The sequence below is a fragment of the Tsukamurella sp. DT100 genome (assembly GCF_049844855.1).
Classification (GTDB): domain Bacteria; phylum Actinomycetota; class Actinomycetes; order Mycobacteriales; family Mycobacteriaceae; genus Tsukamurella.
In genome coordinates, this window is sequence record NZ_JBNCLV010000002.1 from 663,820 (window position 1) to 680,220 (window position 16,401).

At 73.8% G+C, this 16,401-nt stretch carries 14 protein-coding genes; 6 read left to right on the forward strand and 8 right to left on the reverse strand.

The annotated features are described in order from the left end of the window. Window positions 1–155 precede the first annotated feature (155 nt). Window positions 156–998 (forward strand): siderophore-interacting protein, encoded by an 843-nt coding sequence (locus ACLQ3K_RS06900; RefSeq protein WP_425998055.1) that lies wholly within the window; start codon window positions 156–158, stop codon window positions 996–998. A 3-nt stretch (window positions 999–1,001) separates the two neighbouring features. Here the strand turns inward: ACLQ3K_RS06900 and ACLQ3K_RS06905 are convergent, their stop codons facing one another. After that, entirely contained in the window at window positions 1,002–3,092 is a 2,091-nt protein-coding gene (locus ACLQ3K_RS06905) for an ATP-dependent DNA helicase UvrD2 (protein WP_425998057.1), read from the reverse strand. Window positions 3,093–3,169: 77 nt separating this feature from the next. Here ACLQ3K_RS06905 and ACLQ3K_RS06910 point away from each other — a divergent pair, with 77 nt between their 5' ends. Further along, window positions 3,170–3,409 carry a mycoredoxin gene (locus tag ACLQ3K_RS06910; RefSeq protein WP_068522052.1) on the forward strand — a complete coding sequence of 80 codons (240 nt, stop codon included), beginning with the start codon at window positions 3,170–3,172 and terminating at the stop codon, window positions 3,407–3,409. Between the two features lie 78 nt (window positions 3,410–3,487). Here the strand turns inward: ACLQ3K_RS06910 and ACLQ3K_RS06915 are convergent, their stop codons facing one another. Together ACLQ3K_RS06915 and nudC are read right to left on the reverse strand one after the other, a co-directional pair. Further along, window positions 3,488–4,045 carry a hypothetical protein gene (locus tag ACLQ3K_RS06915; RefSeq protein ID WP_425998060.1) on the reverse strand — a complete coding sequence of 186 codons (558 nt, stop codon included), beginning with the start codon at window positions 4,043–4,045 and terminating at the stop codon, window positions 3,488–3,490. A 66-nt stretch (window positions 4,046–4,111) separates the two neighbouring features. Continuing rightward, entirely contained in the window at window positions 4,112–5,014 is a 903-nt protein-coding gene (gene nudC, locus ACLQ3K_RS06920; protein ID WP_425998062.1) for an NAD(+) diphosphatase, read from the reverse strand. Between the two features lie 14 nt (window positions 5,015–5,028). On the opposite strand from nudC, the gene ACLQ3K_RS06925 reads away from it, so the two are divergent. Then, window positions 5,029–5,823 (forward strand): sulfurtransferase, encoded by a 795-nt coding sequence (locus ACLQ3K_RS06925; RefSeq protein ID WP_425998064.1) that lies wholly within the window; start codon window positions 5,029–5,031, stop codon window positions 5,821–5,823. Between the two features lie 4 nt (window positions 5,824–5,827). Here ACLQ3K_RS06925 and ACLQ3K_RS06930 read toward each other — a convergent pair whose 3' ends face one another. Continuing rightward, window positions 5,828–6,595: an SDR family oxidoreductase gene (locus ACLQ3K_RS06930; protein ID WP_425998066.1), complete on the reverse strand. Its 768-nt coding sequence runs from the start codon at window positions 6,593–6,595 to the stop codon at window positions 5,828–5,830. A 38-nt stretch (window positions 6,596–6,633) separates the two neighbouring features. After that, entirely contained in the window at window positions 6,634–7,227 is a 594-nt protein-coding gene (locus tag ACLQ3K_RS06935; RefSeq protein WP_425998068.1) for a TetR/AcrR family transcriptional regulator, read from the reverse strand. 85 nt (window positions 7,228–7,312) lie between these two features. Here ACLQ3K_RS06935 and ACLQ3K_RS06940 point away from each other — a divergent pair, with 85 nt between their 5' ends. Both ACLQ3K_RS06940 and ACLQ3K_RS06945 read left to right on the forward strand, forming a co-directional pair. Continuing rightward, a complete protein-coding gene (locus ACLQ3K_RS06940; RefSeq protein ID WP_425998070.1) occupies window positions 7,313–7,867 on the forward strand; it encodes an LLM class flavin-dependent oxidoreductase in 555 nt (184 codons plus the stop codon). Further along, a complete protein-coding gene (locus ACLQ3K_RS06945; protein ID WP_425998072.1) occupies window positions 7,795–8,181 on the forward strand; it encodes a hypothetical protein in 387 nt (128 codons plus the stop codon). Before ACLQ3K_RS06940 ends, ACLQ3K_RS06945 begins: the two co-directional genes overlap by 73 nt. Here the strand turns inward: ACLQ3K_RS06945 and ACLQ3K_RS06950 are convergent. Then, window positions 8,178–9,281, reverse strand: a complete 1,104-nt coding sequence (locus ACLQ3K_RS06950; protein WP_224647925.1) for a potassium channel family protein — start codon at window positions 9,279–9,281, stop codon at window positions 8,178–8,180. The two genes, ACLQ3K_RS06945 and ACLQ3K_RS06950, sit on opposite strands and share 4 nt — an antisense overlap. 96 nt (window positions 9,282–9,377) lie before the next feature. On the opposite strand from ACLQ3K_RS06950, the gene ACLQ3K_RS06955 reads away from it, so the two are divergent. After that, window positions 9,378–9,785, forward strand: a complete 408-nt coding sequence (locus ACLQ3K_RS06955; protein WP_425998075.1) for a DoxX family protein — start codon at window positions 9,378–9,380, stop codon at window positions 9,783–9,785. On the opposite strand, the gene ACLQ3K_RS06960 is transcribed toward ACLQ3K_RS06955, so the two are convergent. Together ACLQ3K_RS06960 and ACLQ3K_RS06965 are read right to left on the reverse strand one after the other, a co-directional pair. Next, window positions 9,782–13,084, reverse strand: a complete 3,303-nt coding sequence (locus ACLQ3K_RS06960; protein ID WP_425998077.1) for an ATP-dependent DNA helicase — start codon at window positions 13,082–13,084, stop codon at window positions 9,782–9,784. The two genes, ACLQ3K_RS06955 and ACLQ3K_RS06960, sit on opposite strands and share 4 nt — an antisense overlap. Continuing rightward, window positions 13,077–16,373 (reverse strand): ATP-dependent helicase, encoded by a 3,297-nt coding sequence (locus ACLQ3K_RS06965; RefSeq protein ID WP_425998079.1) that lies wholly within the window; start codon window positions 16,371–16,373, stop codon window positions 13,077–13,079. The genes ACLQ3K_RS06960 and ACLQ3K_RS06965 overlap by 8 nt, the downstream gene beginning before the upstream one ends. Window positions 16,374–16,401: the final 28 nt, after the last annotated feature.

Sequence of the window (16,401 nt, forward strand, 5' to 3'; positions counted from 1 at the left end):
GTGCGGTCGTGTTCCACAGTATGCGCACGAAACTATTCGCACAAGTTATTTTTGACCTGCGCGTTTCCGGATTCCACGCGACTAGTGTGCGGACTATCGAAATGATTTAGGGTAGCCTTTGCTACAGCTGCTCGATCACGACGAGAGGACCCCCGATGACGGACCGCCCCACGGACGCCGCCGAGCCGACCGAGGAACGCGCCCGCGCCGTCCTCGCCAGCGAGGGCCACGCCACCCGCGAGATCCAGGCGCTGACGCTGACGGTCCTCGCCGTCACCGAGGCCGCCGGCCCGTTCGTCCGGATCCGGGGTGCGCTGCGCGGCACCGTCGTCCACTCGGACTGGACTCTGCCCAATCTCGCGGTGCGGCTGAGCGTGCCCGCGCTCGACGGCGGCGAGCCCGCGTCGCGCATCTACACGGTCCGCACCTTCGACCCGGCCACCGAGACGATCGAGCTCGACGTGCTGCGGCACGGCCACGACTCCCCCATGATGCGCTGGATCGAGGCCGTCCGGCCCGGCGACGTGGTGCCGCTCGTCGGGCCGCGGCCGCACTTCGTCCCCGATCACGAGTCCGGGCGTCCCGCCCTACTCCTCGCCGACGACTCCGCCGTCGCGGCGCTCCACTCCGTCTTCCGGCACTGGCCCGACGGTGCCCGCGGCGTCGCGTACGTGCGCACCGCGGAGCAGGAGGTCATCGACGAGCTCGACGCGCCCGCGGGCGTCGAGGTGATCCGGGTCGACGGCCCGCTGCTCGACGCGGCGCGGGAGGCACCGTCGGGCACGACGCTGTGGGCGGCCGGCGAGCGGACCGAGATGCGGGCCGTTCGCGACCACTTCCGGCGCGAGCGCGGCCTGCCGCGCGGGGAGGTGCGCCCGTACGGCTACTGGCAGGCCGCGACCGATTCGACGGCGGTCGACAAGCGGCGACTGGCGCACTTCGACGTGCTCATGGAGCGCGGCGAGTCCTTCGCCGAGGTCGACGACCTCGATATCTGAGCGCTACGCGTGCTCGGAGACGAGCGCGAGCACCTCGTCGCCGTACTTGTCGATCTTCGTCGACCCGATGCCGTTGATCCGCACCAGCTGGGCGCGGGTGCGCGGCTGGTGCTCGGCGATCGCGAACAGGGTGGCGTTGGAGAAGATCGTGTACGGCGGCACCTGCTGGTCGCGGGCCTGGCCGGTACGCCAGATCTTCAGCGCCTCCACGAGGGCGTCGTTGAGGTCGGACGGGCAGTCCTCGCAGCGCGAGCGCAGCTTCTCCTCGCGAGTGTCGAGGATGCCGCCGCACACACGGCAGACGTCCGAGGTGCGGCGCTTGCCCTTGCTCGGCCCGGACTCGACCCGCGGCCGGCCCGCGTCGGCCTGCCCGGCGACCACGTCGAGGAAGCGGGTGCGCTTGCGGGTCTTGCGCCCGCCCTCGTTGCGGGCGAGCGCCCACGAGAGGTGCAGGTGCTCCCGGGCGCGGGTGACGCCGACGTAGAGCAGGCGGCGCTCCTCCTCGATCGGCTCGGGATCGCCCTTGGCGATGGCCTGCGAGATCGGCACCGAGCCCTCGGTGAGGCCGACGAGGAAGACCGCGTCCCACTCCAGGCCCTTCGCCGCGTGCAGCGATGAGAGCGTGACCCCCTGCATCGTGGGCGGATGCTTGGCCTCGGCGCGGGCGCGGAGCTCGCCGATCAGCTCGGCCAGCGTGAGGCCCGGCCGCTCCTTGGCGAGATCGGCCGTCAGCTCGACCAGCGCGCCGAGCGCCTGCCAGCGCTCGAGGGCGCGGGCACCGTCGGGCGCCTCCGGGATGAGGCCCAGCGGCTCGAGCGCGCCCTTCACGAGGGCGAGCAGTTCCTCGCCCGCGACGCCGCCGAACTGGCCCGCGCGCTCCATGAGCGCCCGCACGGCCTGGCCGATCTCGGGCCGCTCGAAGAAGGCGCTTCCGCCGCGCACCTGGTACGGGATGCCGGCCTCGGTGAGCGCGGCTTCGTGGACGGCCGAGTGGGCGTTGATGCGGTAGAGGATGGCGATCTCGCTGGCGGGGACGCCGCGGGCGAGCAGCTCGCGGATCCGCTTCGCGACGAGCTTCGCCTCGGCGGGCTCGTCGTCGACCTCGGCGTAGATCGGCGCCGGCCCCTCGGGGCGCTGGCCGATCAGTTCGAGGCGGGTGCCGGCGACGCGGCCCTGCGCCGCGCCGATCACCTTGTTGGCGAGCGCCACGACCTGCGGGGTCGAGCGGTAGTCGCGCTGCAGCCGGACGATCGTGGCGTCCTCGAAGCGGCGGGTGAAGTCGAGCAGGTAGTTCGGGGTGGCGCCGGTGAAGGAGTAGATGGTCTGGTTCGCGTCGCCCACCACGGTGAGGTCGTCGCGCTCGCCGAGCCAGGCGTTGAGCAGCTGCTGCTGCAGCGGCGTGACGTCCTGGTACTCGTCGACGACGAAGCTGCGGTAGCGGTCGCGGAACTCCTCCGCGATCATGTGGTTGTCCTCGAGGATCGCGGCCGTGACCAGGATCAGGTCGTCGAAGTCGAGTAGGCGGTTGCCGTCCTGATCGGTCTTGCGTCGCTCGTAGGCCGCGTAGACGTCCGCGACGGTGCCGGGCGCCATGGGCGCGGTGCGGCCCGCATCCTCGACGGCCTTCGCGTACGTCTCGGGGGTGACGAGGGAGGCCTTCGCCCAGTCGATCTCGCTGAGCAGGTCGCGGATGGTGTCGGTCTCGGGCCGGAGGTCGCAGTCGCGGGCGGCGCGGCCGATCACCGGGAACTTGTTGTCGAGCAGCTCCCAGCGGGTGTCGCCGATCGCGCGGGCCCAGAAGTACCGCAGCTGCCGCATCGCAGCCGCGTGGAAGGTGACGGCCTGCACGCCCGGGTTCCCGTCGCCACCGCCGATACCGAGCCCGCGCAGCCGCGCCCGCATCTCCCCCGCCGCCCGCGATGTGAACGTGACGGCGAGGACCTGACCTGCGGCGACGTGCCCCGTGGACACCTGGTGCGCGATGCGGTGGGTGATGGTGCGGGTCTTGCCCGTGCCCGCGCCCGCCAGCACGCACACCGGTCCGCGCGGCGCGAGAACCGCCTCCTGCTGTTCCGGGTCCAGTGCTTCGATCACACCGTCGAGTATTCCAGCCCGGTCCGACAGGTCGGGGCCGGGGAAGAAGTGCGGGCGCGGCGTGGTTGAGTCAAGGCATGAGCCAGCTGACGATGTACACCACCACGTGGTGCGGTTACTGCAACCGCCTCAAGACGGGCCTCAAGGCCAACGGGATCGAGTGGACCGAGATCAACATCGAAGAGGATCCCGCGGCCGCCCAGTTCGTCGAGGGCGTCAACGGCGGCAACCAGACGGTGCCCACCGTCAAGTACGAGGACGGTTCCACCGCGACCAACCCGTCCCTCGCCGACGTCAAGCGCAAGCTCGGCGTCTGACCCGTCCGATCCGACGAGAGTCCGGTCCTTCGTCTCGGCGATCCCTGAGACGGATGACCGAACTTTCTCGTTCCGCGCTCACGCCGCCACGAGCACGGCCCGCCGCTCGCCGACCCGCGCGACGTACGCCCGCGTGAACACCGCCGGCAGGGCGAAGCCCAGCGCCCGGACCGCGATCCGCACCGGCTCGGGCTCGCTCAGCGCGACGCACGCCGCGCCCAGCAGGGCGGTCGCGGCGAAGGATCCCGCCCACGCCGCGGTGATGACCGCGTTGACGTGCAGGAACAGCGGGTGCTCCGCGGTCTCCTCGTCGACGGACCGCCGGGCGATCGCCAGCGTGAACGGACGGCCCGTCGCGAGCCCGATCCCCGCGATCACGGCGAGCCACGCCGACGAGAGCGCGCCGTCGTAGGCCTCGAGCGGCGAGTGCGGCGCGACGAACGCGAGCGCCGCGAGCGCGACGAAGTAGCCGGCGCCGCCGAGCTCGAGCGCGCCCACCTCCCGCCCGGCGCGCCGGTCCTGCACCAGCAGCACGACGGTGACCGCCAGCGCGGCCACGGCGCCCCACTGCCAGCCGACGGTCGACGAAGCGATCGCCAGGACGATCCAGGGGAGGAATCCGCGTACGTAGCTCATGGGAGGAACGCTACGAGCGCGGAGGCCGGAGGGCCTCGGCCCGCGGGTGGAGATCCGGGTGGAGACCTACTGCGCCGCCCAGGCCTCCGTGATCGCGCGGGCGATGGAGATGGAGTTGGGCAGCAGCAACGGCGCGTCGGGGGCGTCCGTGCTCCAGTCGCCGGCGGCCAGCGCGTCGCGGACCTGCGTCCGGCTGAACCACCGCGCCTCGGCGATCTCGCCGTCGCGGAAGTCGAGCACCGCGTCGCGCGAGGCGCGGGCGGTGAAGCCGAGCATCAGCGAGCGCGGAAAGGGCCAGGGCTGGCTCGCGACGTAGGTGATCTCGTCGACCTCGATCCCCGCCTCCTCGTGCAGCTCCCGCGCGACGCACTGCTCCAGCGATTCGCCCGGCTCGACGAACCCGGCGAACAGCGAGAACAGCCTCTCCGGCCACTGGTGCTGGCGGCCGAGCAGGACGTGATCGCCGCCGTCGTGCACCAGAGTGATCATCGCGCCGTCGGTGCGGGGGAATTCCTCTCGGCCGTCGGCGGTGGTGCGCACCCAGCCGGCCTTCCCGGGGAGCGTCGGCGCACCGTCGACGGGCGAGAAACCGGCGGTGGCGTGCCAATTGAGGATGCCGAGGGCCTGCGCGAGCAGCGCCGAGTCCACCGCGGAGAGCAGGTGCCCGCGCATGCGCAGGTCGGCGCCGTCGAAGACGTCCACGCGCAGCGCGAAGACGACCGCCCCGTCGACCCGGCCGAGCAGCACCGCGTCAGCCGGGCGCGACGGCGCGACCTCGTGCCCGCGGGCGAAGACGAGGTCGGTGTCGTCGAGGTCGAAGCGGCCGCGCGGATCGATGCGCAGCACCTTCGCGGTCGCCCACGCCGCGTCGAGCGCGGTCTCGTCGGCGCGCAGTTCGTCGGCGCGGTCGACGTGATAGCGGGAGAGGAGCGGGGGCACGGTCAGACTGAGCTTCGCCACGCTCATCATCGTAGGCTGACCGCATGATCGAACCGTTCGTGGACGCCGCGTGGGTGCGGGCCAACCCCGGCGTGATCCTGGCCGACACCCGCTGCTACCTCGACGGGCGCTCCACCCGCGAGGCCTACGACGCCGGCCATCTGCCGGGCGCGGTGTTCGTCGACCTCGACGGCTACCTCGCCGCTCCCCCGTCGTCCGCCGAGGGCCGGCACCCGCTGCCCACCCCCGAGGCCTTCGCCGCCGGGCTCTCCGCCGCGGGCATCGGCGACGGTGCGACGGTGGTCGCCTACGACGACGCGGGCGGCGTCATGGCCGCGCGCCTCGTGTGGCTGCTGCGGGCGCTCGGCGAATCCGCCGCGCTGCTCGACGGTCCGCTCGGCCCCCTCGACGACACCGACACCGTCGAGCCCGCGCCAGCGCGCTTCACCCCGCGACCGTGGCCCGCGGACCGGCTGGCGTCGATCGACGAGGCGGCCGGCGGCGCGATCCCCGTGATCGACGCGCGCCCCGCGGACCGGTTCCGCGGCGAGAACGAGACCGTCGACCCGCGCGCGGGCCACATCCCCGGCGCGGTCAGCGTGCCGTGCCGGGAGAACGTGTCCGACGGTGCGCTGCTCCCCCGCGCGACCCTCCGAGCGAGGTTCGAGGAGGCCGGCCTGCGGCCGGGCGCGGACTTCATCGCCTACTGCGGCTCCGGCGTCACGGCGTGCCACGACCTGCTCACCTCGGAGCACGCGGGCTTCCCCGGCGGCCGCCTCTACCCCGGCTCGTGGTCGCAGTACGCGGCCACCGACCGGCCCGCCGCGACGGGCGACTGACGCGCTACACCGCCTTGAGCGTGCCGCCGTCGGCGACGACGTCGGCGCCGGTGAGGTTCGCCGCGCGCGGCGAGGCGAGGTAGGTGATCAGAGCCGCGGTCTCCTCCGGCTCGCTGAGCCTGCCGAGCACGATGGACATCGCGTCGGGCACGCCGGCGAGGAAGTCGTCGAGGGGGACGCCCGCCTGCGCGGCGAGGTGCGCCGCGTAGCCATGCGGATCGCCCCAGTTGGCGGTGCGCGTCGGCCCGGGCGAGACCGTCAGGGAGCGGAGCCCGACGGGGCCGAACTCCTCCGCGAGCGCCTTGCTCAGATTCGTGAGAGCCGCCTTCGCCGCACCGTAGTCGACCGGTTGGTACGGGGCGCGGGCGCCGATCGACGAGACATTGACGATCACGCCCCGGCGGTCCAGCAGGGACGGCAGCAGGGCGCGGGTGACGCGCACGGTGGCGAACAGGTTGAGCTCGAACGTGCCGAGCCAGGTCGCATCGTCGATCCCGAGGAAACCCTCCGCGTGCATGCTGGCCGGGAGCGCGGCGCCGACGTTGTTGATCAGGATGTCGACCGGGCCCACGGCCTCCGCCAGGCCGGCCGCGGCGGACGGGTCGGTGAGGTCGCGCGCCAGGAAGGTCACGCCCGGCACGGGCTCGGGGACGGTGCGGGCGACGCCGTGGACGATCGCCCCCTCCTGCGCGAGGAGCCGCGCGGTCTCGAGCCCGATCCCCTTGCTGGCGCCGGTGACCACCGCGGTCTTCCCCGTGAGCTGCAGGTCCATGTTTCGTCCTTCGTGTCGTCGGTTCGGGTCGGGCGGATTCAGGGCGCGTCGGGGGCGAGCCCGCGCAGCGCGGCGTCCGCGAGCGCCGCGAGGCGCTCCTCGGACGGATCGATCCGGGCGAGCACCCGGATCCCGTTGAGGGCCGCAACGAGGAGGCCCGCCGTCGCGGCGGCGTCGACGCCGGCCGCGATCTCCCCCGTGCGCCTGCCGGCTTCGATCGCGTCGGCGAACGCCGCGGTCTGCTCGTCCACGACGCGCTGCAGGAGCGCGCGCACGGCGTCGTCGTCGCGCGCGCGGTCGATCGCGGCGTTCGTGACGAGGCATCCGCGGTGTTCCGCATCGCGCAGCGAGAGCGCGACGACGTGGTCGATGACGGCGCGCAACCGGGGCAGGACCGGGCCCTGCGCCGCGAGGATGTCGACCACCTGCCGCGACTCCTCGCGGACGTAGTGGTCGAGGGCACGCAGGTACAGCTGCTGTTTGCTGCCGAAGGAGTTGTAGAGGCTGCTGCGGCCGATCCCCATCGCGGCCTCGAGGGTCGCGGGCGTCGCGCCCGCGTATCCCTGGCGCCAGAACACCTGCATCGCAGCGTCGGTCGCGGCATCCGGGTCGAACGTCATCGGGCGGGGCATGTGCACACCGTAGCAGTTCTGTACCTGAAGGTTTAAAACTACGGGATCCGTCGCCTCCGGGGATTCGGCTGGTTGACTGAGCCGCATGGTCCAGGACTTCCGGTTCGGCGTGGCGCTCGGCGCCGCGACGTCGCGCGCGAGTTGGGTGGAGCGGTGCCGCCGCGCGGAGGGGCTCGGCTTCGACGTGATCGGCGTCCCCGACCACCTCGGCATGCTCGCGCCCTTCCCCGCGATGATGCTCGCGGCGGAGGCGACGGAGCGGGTTCGCCTCAACACCTTCGTGCTCAACGCGCCCTTCTACAGCCCCGCACTCCTCGCGCGCGACGCCGCCACCGTCGACCTGCTCACCGACGGACGGGTGGAGCTCGGGCTCGGCGCGGGCTACGCCGCCGCCGAGTTCGAGCGGGCCGGCATCCCCTTCCCCACGGCGCGCGAGCGCGCGACCTGCTGGACGCCACGGCGGCCGCGCTGCGCGCCGCCTTCGCGGACGAGAAGCAGACGCCGCGCCCGGCGCGACCCGGCGGGCCGCCGCTGTTCATCGCCGGGTGGGGCGACCGGCTGCTGGGCGTGGCCGCGCGGCACGCCGACGTCGTCGGGCTGTCGGGCGCACGCACGGACGACGCGGGCCGCCTGCGGCTGACCACGGAGGCCGAGGCGGCGAGTCGGATCGCGCGGCTGAACGGCCTGCTGGGCGAGCGCGCCGGCACTGTCGAGATCAACACGGTGATCCAGGCCCTCCTGCCGACCGGCACCGGCCGGCCGGAGGGACTCACCCCGCGCGTGACGTGGAACGAGGACGCACCCGAGGACCACATCAGCGTGCTCGTCGGCTCACCGGCCGCGATGGCGGACCGCCTGCGGGAGCTCCGCGAGCGGCTCGGCATCGGCTATGTCACGGTGATCGACCACAACCTCGAGGCGATGGCGCCGGTCATCGCACTGCTGCGGAGCTAGCCGGAGGCCTTCACGTCGGCGTTGCGGACGAACAGCAGCCGGTCGCCGGCCTCGACGACCGAGACGGCGGGCGAGTCGACGCGATACAGGTTGCCCTTGCGGACCACGCCCAACACGATGTTCGGCAGGTGCCGCGGCGAGCGGCCCACCTCGACGCGGGTCACCTCGCGCTCGGCGATGTTGAAGCCGTCGCCGGGCGAGAGCAGGTCCTCGATCATCTCCACCACCGACGGGGTGGTGGTCGCCATGCCGAGCAGGCGACCCGCCGTCTCCGAGGAGACGACCACCGAGTCCGCGCCCGACTGGCGCAGCAGGTGGGTGTTCTCGGACTCGCGGATCGACGCGACGATCTTCGCGCGCGGGGCGAGCTCGCGGGCGGTCAGCGTGACCATCACCGCGGCGTCGTCGCGATTCGCGCCGATGATGATCGACGCGGCGCGCGGCGCGCCGGCGAGCCGGAGTACGTCGGCCTTCGTGGCGTCGCCGCGGACGGTGACCAGTCCATCGATCTCCGCGACCTCGAGCGCGGCCTGATCGGTGTCGACGACGACGATCTTGCCGGGCTCGATGCCGTCGTTGATCATCGCGCTCACCGCCGTGCGGCCCTTCGTGCCGTAGCCCACGACGATCGTGTGGTTGTGCACCGCTGACCTCCAACGTTGGATCTTGAACGCCTGGCGGGACCGCTCCGTGAGCACCTGGAGCGTGGTTCCGACCAAGACGATGAGGAAGAGAATGCGCAGCGGGGTGATCAGCAGGACGTTGATCAGGCGCGCGGATTGGGTGACCGGGGTGATGTCGCCGTAGCCCGTGGTCGAGAGGGAGACGGTGGCGTAGTAGAGGCAGTCGAGGAAGCTGAGCTGCGTCTCGTCGCTGTACTTGCCCTCGATCGCGGCGTCCCGGTAACCGTCGCGTTCGAGGTAGACCACGATCACGGCGAGGAACAGGGCGCCGAGCGCGACGAGGATCCTGGCGCCGATGGCGCGCCACGGGTTGGTGGAGTCGCCCGCGGGGATGCGGAGGACACTGACCAGCGCATGGTCGGGGAGATCCGTCAGCTCGGACTTACTCCGTCTGCGGAACGTGGTGCGTGCGGACATACCTACCTGGACGATTCCTCGCGAGAATTGCTGGTCGTTACCCGTCCGGTCTAGCACGTCCGGCGGAACCGACGAGCAATCTGCCACAATCTTCAGATGCTGTCCACACACGGCCCCGCCCGTCGCACCGACAAGCTCGCCCGCGGAATGGCCCTGTCCCTCGCCGGGATGGGCGCCCTGCACTTCGTCGCGCCGAAGCCCTTCGATTCGATCGTGCCGCCGAATCTTCCGCTGGGGCTGACGCCCCGCCGCGCGACGCAGCTCTCGGGCGTCGCGGAGCTGACCACCGCCGCTCTGCTGGCCGCCCCCAGGACCCGCCGGCTCGGCGGCGTCGCCGTGGCCGCCCTGTTCGCCGCGGTCTTCCCCGCCAACGTGCACATGGCGCAGCAGTGGTCCGACAAGCCGCTGCCGCTCAAGCTGGGCGCGTACGCCCGGCTGCCGCTGCAGCTGCCGATGGTCGTCTCCGCCGTGAAGATCGCCCGCGACAAGGGCGAACCCGCCTAGCCCTCCCCCGCGCTCGTGATCAAGTCCGCGAGGCCCTGGTGCTCGATCAGGTCCGACGGTGCCACCGTCTCCCCGGAGCGCACGTAGAAGAAGGCCGCCCGCACGTCGTCGACGGGCACGTCGCGCAGCCGGGCCCACGCCAGCCGGTACGCGGCGAGCTGCACGGCGGCGGCGCGTTCGTCGGCGGGCTCGGTGGGCCGCACGCCCGTCTTCCAGTCGACGACGGTGAAGCCGCCGCCCGGATCGCGGAAGACGGCGTCCATCCGCCCACGGACGACGGTGCCCGCGGCGGCGATCTCGAAGGGCACCTCGATGTCGACGGGGGTGCGCGCCGCCCACTCGCTCTCCTCGAACCGCCGCTGCAGCAGCGCGAGGTTCTCGTCGGCGCCGGCGTCGCCGTCGGCCGCGCCGGGCAGCTCGTCGAGGTCGAGCAGCCGCGACGCCCCGTACCGGCGCTCCAGCCAGGCGTGGAAGGCGGTGCCGCGCCGCGCGTACGGGTTCGGCTTGAACGGCACGGGCCGGCGCAGGCGGCTCGCGAACGTCGCCGGGCTGCGCCGCAGCTCCACCAGCTGGCTCACCGAGACCTCCCGGGGCACAGCGACCTCCAGTTCCAGCTGCGCCTGCCGGGCGCGCTCGGCGAGGAGGGCGGTGACCTCGGCGGCCCAGCCGTACGGGTCGGCCTCGTCCGGATCGGGCTCGTCGGTGCCGCGGCCGAGCTCGGCGAGCACCAGCTCCGCGCCGGCGTCCACGTCGGCGCGGTGGGCGCCGAGGAAGTCACGCGGCCAGAGCAGCCGGATCGGCTCGGTCTCCAGCGGATTGGGCGCGTCCTCGAGGGGTTCGGCGGCCCACTCGGTGACGGCCTCCGGGGCGTGGTCGCGCGCCGCGACGAGGAAGCGCGACGGTGCCTTCGGCGTCTTCACGTCCTCGCTCCAGTAGTGCCCGGAGAGCAGGAGCACCGACTGGGTGCGCGTGACGGCGACGTAGAACAGGCGCTCGTCCTCGTGCATGTTCATGCCCTTGAGCGCCTTGCGGTGCGCGTCGAGGGCGTCCTCGAGGTCCTTGCGGTTGTCGCAGCCGTCGAGGTCGAGGCGGGGCACGCCGTCGGTCTCGCCGGGCTCGGCGAGGTCGCCGCGCAGGTTCGGCTGCAGCTCGGCGGGCGTCGAGAGCCAGGTGGGCAGCGCCCGGTTCGACGGGAAGATGCCCTCCGACAGGTGCGGCACCGCCACCACGTCCCACTCGAGGCCCTTGGCCGAGTGCACCGTGAGCACCTGCACCCGGTCGGTGGCGACCTCCACGTCGCCCGGGGTGAGGCCGCCCTCCACCTTCTCGGCGGCGGCGAGGAAGGCGAGCAGGCCCGGCAAGGTGGCGGTGGGCCGTTCGGCGTAGGAGACGACCACGTCGGCGAAGGCGTCGAGGTGCTCGCGACCGGTCGCGCGGCCGCCGAGCTGCCGGGACGCGCGGATACGGGTCTCGATGCTCACGCCCAGCACGCGCTCGGCCTCGGCCACGACCTCGGGCAGCGGGTGCCCCAGGCGTTCCCGGACGTGCCGCACCTCGCGGTCGAGCGAGCGGATCTTCGCCAGACCCGCGGCCGAGTAGTCGGCGTCCGGCCCCGGGTCGGCGATCGCGTCGCCCAGGCCCGCGGCGTCGAGGCTCTCCGAGGGCAGCGTGGCGTCGAGGGCGGCGTCGAGCTGCTCGGCCGTGGCGACGGCGCCCGCGGCCGCGCGGCCGGTGGTGTGCGCGATCCGGCGGGCGCGGTTCCACAGGGCCCGCAGGTCGGCGGCGCCGAGCTGCCACCGCGGGCCGGTGAGCAGCCGCATCGCGGCGGTGCCGGCGAGCGGTTCGACGGCGAGCCGGAGCAGCGCGACCACGTCCTGCACCTCGGGCGTGCTCAGCAGCCCGCCGAGGCCCACGACCTCGACGGGCACGCCGCGCTCGCCGAGAGCGGCGGCGATCCCCGCGGAGTCGGCGTTGCGACGGACGAGCACCGCCACCGTCGGCGGCTCCTGCCCCGCCTCGATGCGGCCGCGCCATTGCTCGGCGATCGCATCGGCGGCCCAGTCGCGCTCGTCGATCACGGTGGAGTGCAGGGAGATCCGCAGGTCACCCTCGGGCGCGTCCGGCCGGGCCTTCAGCTCGGAGACAGGGACGCCCCGGCTGCGCAGGTCCTCGGAGACGGCGTTGGCGAGGTCCAGCGCGCCGGTCGGATTGCGCCAGCTGGTGAGCAGCTCGCGGCGCGGGGCGGGGGTGCCGTCGGCCTGCGGGAAGTCCGTGGCGAAGCGGGGCAGGTTCGCGGCCGACGCGCCGCGCCAGCCGTAGATCGACTGGATCGGATCGCCCACGGCGGTCACGGCCGCGGCGCCCGACGGTCCGCCGAACAGGGACGCCAGCAGCATGCGCTGCGCGTGCCCGGTGTCCTGATACTCGTCGAGCAGGACGGCGCCGAACCTCGCCCGCTCGAGGCCCGCGACGTCGGGGTTGGCGAGCGCGAGCTGCGCGGCGAGCCCCATCTGGCTGCCGAAGTCGAGCACCTCGCGGGCCCGCATCTCCGCGGCGACGGCCCGCACCAACGGGATCAGCCGGCGCCGCTGCTCCTGCACCTCGGCGGCCTTGAGCAGCGCCGCGTTCGGCGCGGCCCGCTGCCGCGGCCCGGGCGGCAGCAGCCCGATCAGGCGCTCCAGCTCGTCGTCGTCGGCCTCGAGCTGGTCGGGCGTGACGAGGTGGTCGGCGAGCGCCCCGGAGAGCCCGAGCACCCACTCCGTGAGGTTCGCGGGGTTCCGGTCCAGCTCCAGCGCCTCGTCCCAGCCGGTGACCACGTCGTACGCGATCTGCCACCGCTCGGTCTCGGAGACGAGGCGCACCGACGGCTCGACCGGCAGCAGCATGCCGTAGTCGCCGAGCAGTCGCCCCGCGTAGGCGTGGTACGTGCTGATCTCGGGCTCGACGGTGCGCAGCGACGCCCGCAGCTCCCCCGACGGGTCGATCCGGTCGACGACGGGCGCCCCGGCGAGGCGTGCGAGCCGCTTGCGCACGCGGATCATCAGCTGCTGCGCGGCCTTCCGGGTGAAGGTGAGGCCGAGTACCTGGTCGGGCGTGACGTAGCGGTTGGCGATGAGCCACACCACGCGGCCGGCCATCGTCTCCGTCTTGCCCGCGCCCGCGCCGGCGACGACGAGGCACGGCCCGAGGGGCGCCTCGATGACGGCGCGCTGCTCCTCCGTGGGCGCGAAGGCCTGGCCCAGCTCGTGCGCCAGGTCGACCGCCGAGATCAGCGGCGCGTGCGGGAATCCTTCAGTCATCGACGACGCTCCTCCCCTTGTCCACCACCGGGCAGCACGACGCGACCGCGCAGTACTGGCACGACGCGTTCAGCGTTGCGGGGAACTGCGGCCCGCGGGTGCGGCGCGCCGCCTCGCGGATCACGCCGAGCCACTCGTCCACGTCGGCCGGAGTGAGCGCGTCCTGCTCGCGGACGGTGGCGCCGGTCTTGTTGTGCGCCTTCGCGACGTACACCAGCTTGCCGCCGCCCGGGGTCTCCGGGACGCCGCCGATCCCGCCGTGCGCGAGGGCCACCTGGTAGGTGCGCAGCTGCGCCTGGGCCTGTCCCTCGGCCTGCGTGGGCAAGGTGCGGCCGGTCTTGACGTCCACCACGACGGCCCGCCCGAGCGGGTCGCGCTCGAGCCGGTCGATCCGGCCGCGGATCCGCACGTCGGGATCCTCCCCCGCGCCCTCGATCACCGCGTCGACGCCGATCTCCACGCCCGCCTCGGTGAGCTCGCCGCGGCTGCCCGCGAGCCAGGACCGGAAGGACTCCAGCATCTCCTCGGTGCGCGCCAGCTCTCGCTGCGCGAACCAGTCGGCCTCCAGATCCACGCGGTCCCAGACCTTCTCCAGCGAGCGGGTCACCTCATCCTTGGGGATCCGGCCCGCCACCGCCTGCACCAGCGTGTGCACCAGGTTGCCCGTGGCCTGTTTGGCGGAGTCGCCGTCGCTGCCGCCGAAGCGCTCCAGCATCCAGCGCAGCGCGCACGCCGAGAGGGACTCCACGTTCGACGGGGATAGCGCCACCGGCCCGTCCTCCGGCGACCACAGCGGATCGTCGGTGCTGGCGCCGGCCACGCCGTACCAGCTGTCCGGGTGCGCTCCGGGGACGCGGTCGGCCGCGAGCCGGGCGAGCTGTCGCGCCGCGTGGGCGCGCTCCTCGGGTTCGCGCGCGGGATCGCAGGCGGCGGTGCGCAGCACGGCCACGAGGGTGCGCAGGTCCAGCGAGGCCGACGGTGCGCTCTCCACCGCCGGCGTGTAGGTCTCCGGGTCGTCTCCCGCCGACGGCGCGATGCCCTGCAGGAACCGCGAGGGCACCAGGTCGCCGTCGCCGTCGGCGGTGTCGACGGCCGTGATGAGCAGCGTGCGCCGGGCCCGCGAGCAGGCCACGAGCAGCAGCCGCCGCTCCTCCGCGAGCAGCGGCAGCGACCGCGAGACCGTGGGCAGCGCCGCCGGATCCATCCCGTCGAGCGCGTCCAGCAGCTCGTCGGTGCCGAGCAGTCCGCCACGGCGCCGCAGGTTGGGCCAGCGACCCTCCTGCACGCCCGCCACGGCGACGACCTCCCACTCGCGCCCGACGGTGCTGTGCGCCGACAGCAGCGTGACGCCGGGGACGGTGGCCTGCCCGCTGCGCCCGCGGGCGCGGTCGGACCGCGGGATCTGCAGCTGCTCCAGGTATTCGACGAAGGCACTCACCGACGCCGTGGGCAGGGTGTCGGTGAAGTCGGCGGCGGAGTCGAACAGCCCCATCACCGCGTCGAGGTCGCGGTCGGCCTGCCCGCCGAGGGTGCCGCCGCGCAGGGCGAGCGCGCCCCACCGGGCCGCGAGGCCGGTGGCCGCCCACGCCGCCCACAGCACCTCCTCGACCGTGCCGTGCTCGGCTGCGGCGCCGGCGGCCCGGACCGCGGCGAGCACGCGCTCCACCGGCTCCGCCTCGAGCTCGGTGAGCACGGCCTTGTACGGCGCGAACTCGGCTGCGCCGGTGAGCACCGCGGTGAGGATCTCGGCGGAGCCGCGATCCTCCGCCGGGTCGGCGCGGCGCACCGCGCGCCGGACGCGGCGCAGGGTGAGCGGGTCGCCGCCGCCCACGGGGCCCGACAGCAGGGTGACGGCCTCCGCCGGATCGAGCCCCTCGGGCGCGACCGCAGCGCGCAGCACGAGCAGGAGTGCGTGCACGGCGCGCTGCCGCGCGAGCGGCACGTCGTCGGCGGGCACGGTGACCGGCACGCCGGCGTAGGCCAGCGCGCGGCGCAGCGGCGCGATCGACGCCGAGACGGACCGCACGACGACGGCCATGTCCTCCCACGGGACCCCGCCCAGGACGTGCTCGCGCCGCAGCATCGCGGCGATCGCGTCGGCCTCCTTCGCGGGGGTGGAGAACAGCCGGACGGACGCGGTGCCGGGCCTCGGCCGCTCGGGTGCGACCGCCCCGAAGCGGTTCGGCAGCCGCGCGGAGATGCGGTTCACGGCGCCCGCGACCTCGTCCCCGAAGCGGAAGCTCCGCTCGAGGAGGACGTCCCGCTCGGGCGTGACGTCGAGGTTCTGCAGGAAGCGGGTGCTGGCGCCGCGGAAGGAGTTGACCGCCTGGTCGGGATCGCCCGCGATCACGGTGAGTTCCGTACCCGTGCCGAGCAGCCGGATCAGCGCCGACGCCAGGGGGTCGAGGTTGTGCGCGTCGTCGACCAGTAGGAACCGGATGCGCTCGCGCTGCTGGGCCAGCAGCGCATCGTCGGAGGCGAGCGCGGTGACGGCGGCGTCGATGAGCTCGGCCGCGTCCACCGCGGGGGCGACGGCCTGCGGGCCGGCGAGGCCGACGGAGCCGCGCAGCAGCGTGGTCTCCTGGTACTCGCGCAGCGCGTTCGCCGCAGCGAGCCACTCCCCGCGGTTGTACCGCCGCGCGAGGTCCTCGATCTCGTCCGGGCCGGCGCCGCGCTGCGCGGCCTGCGCGAACAGGTCGCGGAGCGCGCCCGCGAAGCCGTGGGTGACGAGCGCGGGCCGCAGCCGCTCCGGCCAGAAGGCGCCGCCGTCGTCCACGTTGCCGCGCAGCAGCTCCCGCACCACCGCGTCCTGCTCCGAGCCGGTGATGAGGCGGGGCGGCGGGCTGCCGGTGCTGGACGCCTGCAGCCGCAGTACCGCGAAGGCGAGCGAGTGCACGGTGCGCACCAGCGGCTCGCCCGACGCGTGCACGCCCTCGTTGCCCGCGAGTACCCGGGCGGAGAGTTCGCGCCGCAGCGCGCCGGCGGCCCGCTTGTTGCCGGTGAGGAGCAGCACGGACTCGGGCTCGACGAACGGGTCGGTGAGCTTCGCCACCGCGATGTCGACCAGCGCCGACGTCTTGCCCGTGCCCGGCCCGCCGCGGATCCGGTACGGCGCCCAGCCGCCCACGTCCAGGGGCAGCTCGCCGGTGGCGGGCGACGCGAGCGCGGCGATCGTGCCGCCCCACTCGCGGACGGTGGGGGGCTCCGGGGGCGTGTACTGCAGCCGCAGGCGCGGCCGACGGTGCTTCCCCGCACCGTCGGTCCCTCGATTCCCGGTTCCGGCGTTCACGCGCACCCCCTCTCCGACCGCGTCCGTC

Bases quoted from the DNA above. Each gene is read 5' to 3' on its own strand.
- ACLQ3K_RS06900 (WP_425998055.1), top strand. From the start codon at position 156: ATGACGGACCGCCCCACGGACGCCGCCGAGCCGACCGAGGAACGCGCC.
- ACLQ3K_RS06910 (WP_068522052.1), top strand. From the start codon at position 3,170: ATGAGCCAGCTGACGATGTACACCACCACGTGGTGCGGTTACTGCAAC.
- ACLQ3K_RS06915 (WP_425998060.1), bottom strand. From the start codon at position 4,045: ATGAGCTACGTACGCGGATTCCTCCCCTGGATCGTCCTGGCGATCGCT.
- nudC (WP_425998062.1), bottom strand. From the start codon at position 5,014: ATGATGAGCGTGGCGAAGCTCAGTCTGACCGTGCCCCCGCTCCTCTCC.
- ACLQ3K_RS06925 (WP_425998064.1), top strand. From the start codon at position 5,029: ATGATCGAACCGTTCGTGGACGCCGCGTGGGTGCGGGCCAACCCCGGC.
- ACLQ3K_RS06930 (WP_425998066.1), bottom strand. From the start codon at position 6,595: ATGGACCTGCAGCTCACGGGGAAGACCGCGGTGGTCACCGGCGCCAGC.
- ACLQ3K_RS06935 (WP_425998068.1), bottom strand. From the start codon at position 7,227: ATGCCCCGCCCGATGACGTTCGACCCGGATGCCGCGACCGACGCTGCG.
- ACLQ3K_RS06940 (WP_425998070.1), top strand. From the start codon at position 7,313: ATGGTCCAGGACTTCCGGTTCGGCGTGGCGCTCGGCGCCGCGACGTCG.
- ACLQ3K_RS06950 (WP_224647925.1), bottom strand. From the start codon at position 9,281: ATGTCCGCACGCACCACGTTCCGCAGACGGAGTAAGTCCGAGCTGACG.
- ACLQ3K_RS06955 (WP_425998075.1), top strand. From the start codon at position 9,378: ATGCTGTCCACACACGGCCCCGCCCGTCGCACCGACAAGCTCGCCCGC.
- ACLQ3K_RS06960 (WP_425998077.1), bottom strand. From the start codon at position 13,084: ATGACTGAAGGATTCCCGCACGCGCCGCTGATCTCGGCGGTCGACCTG.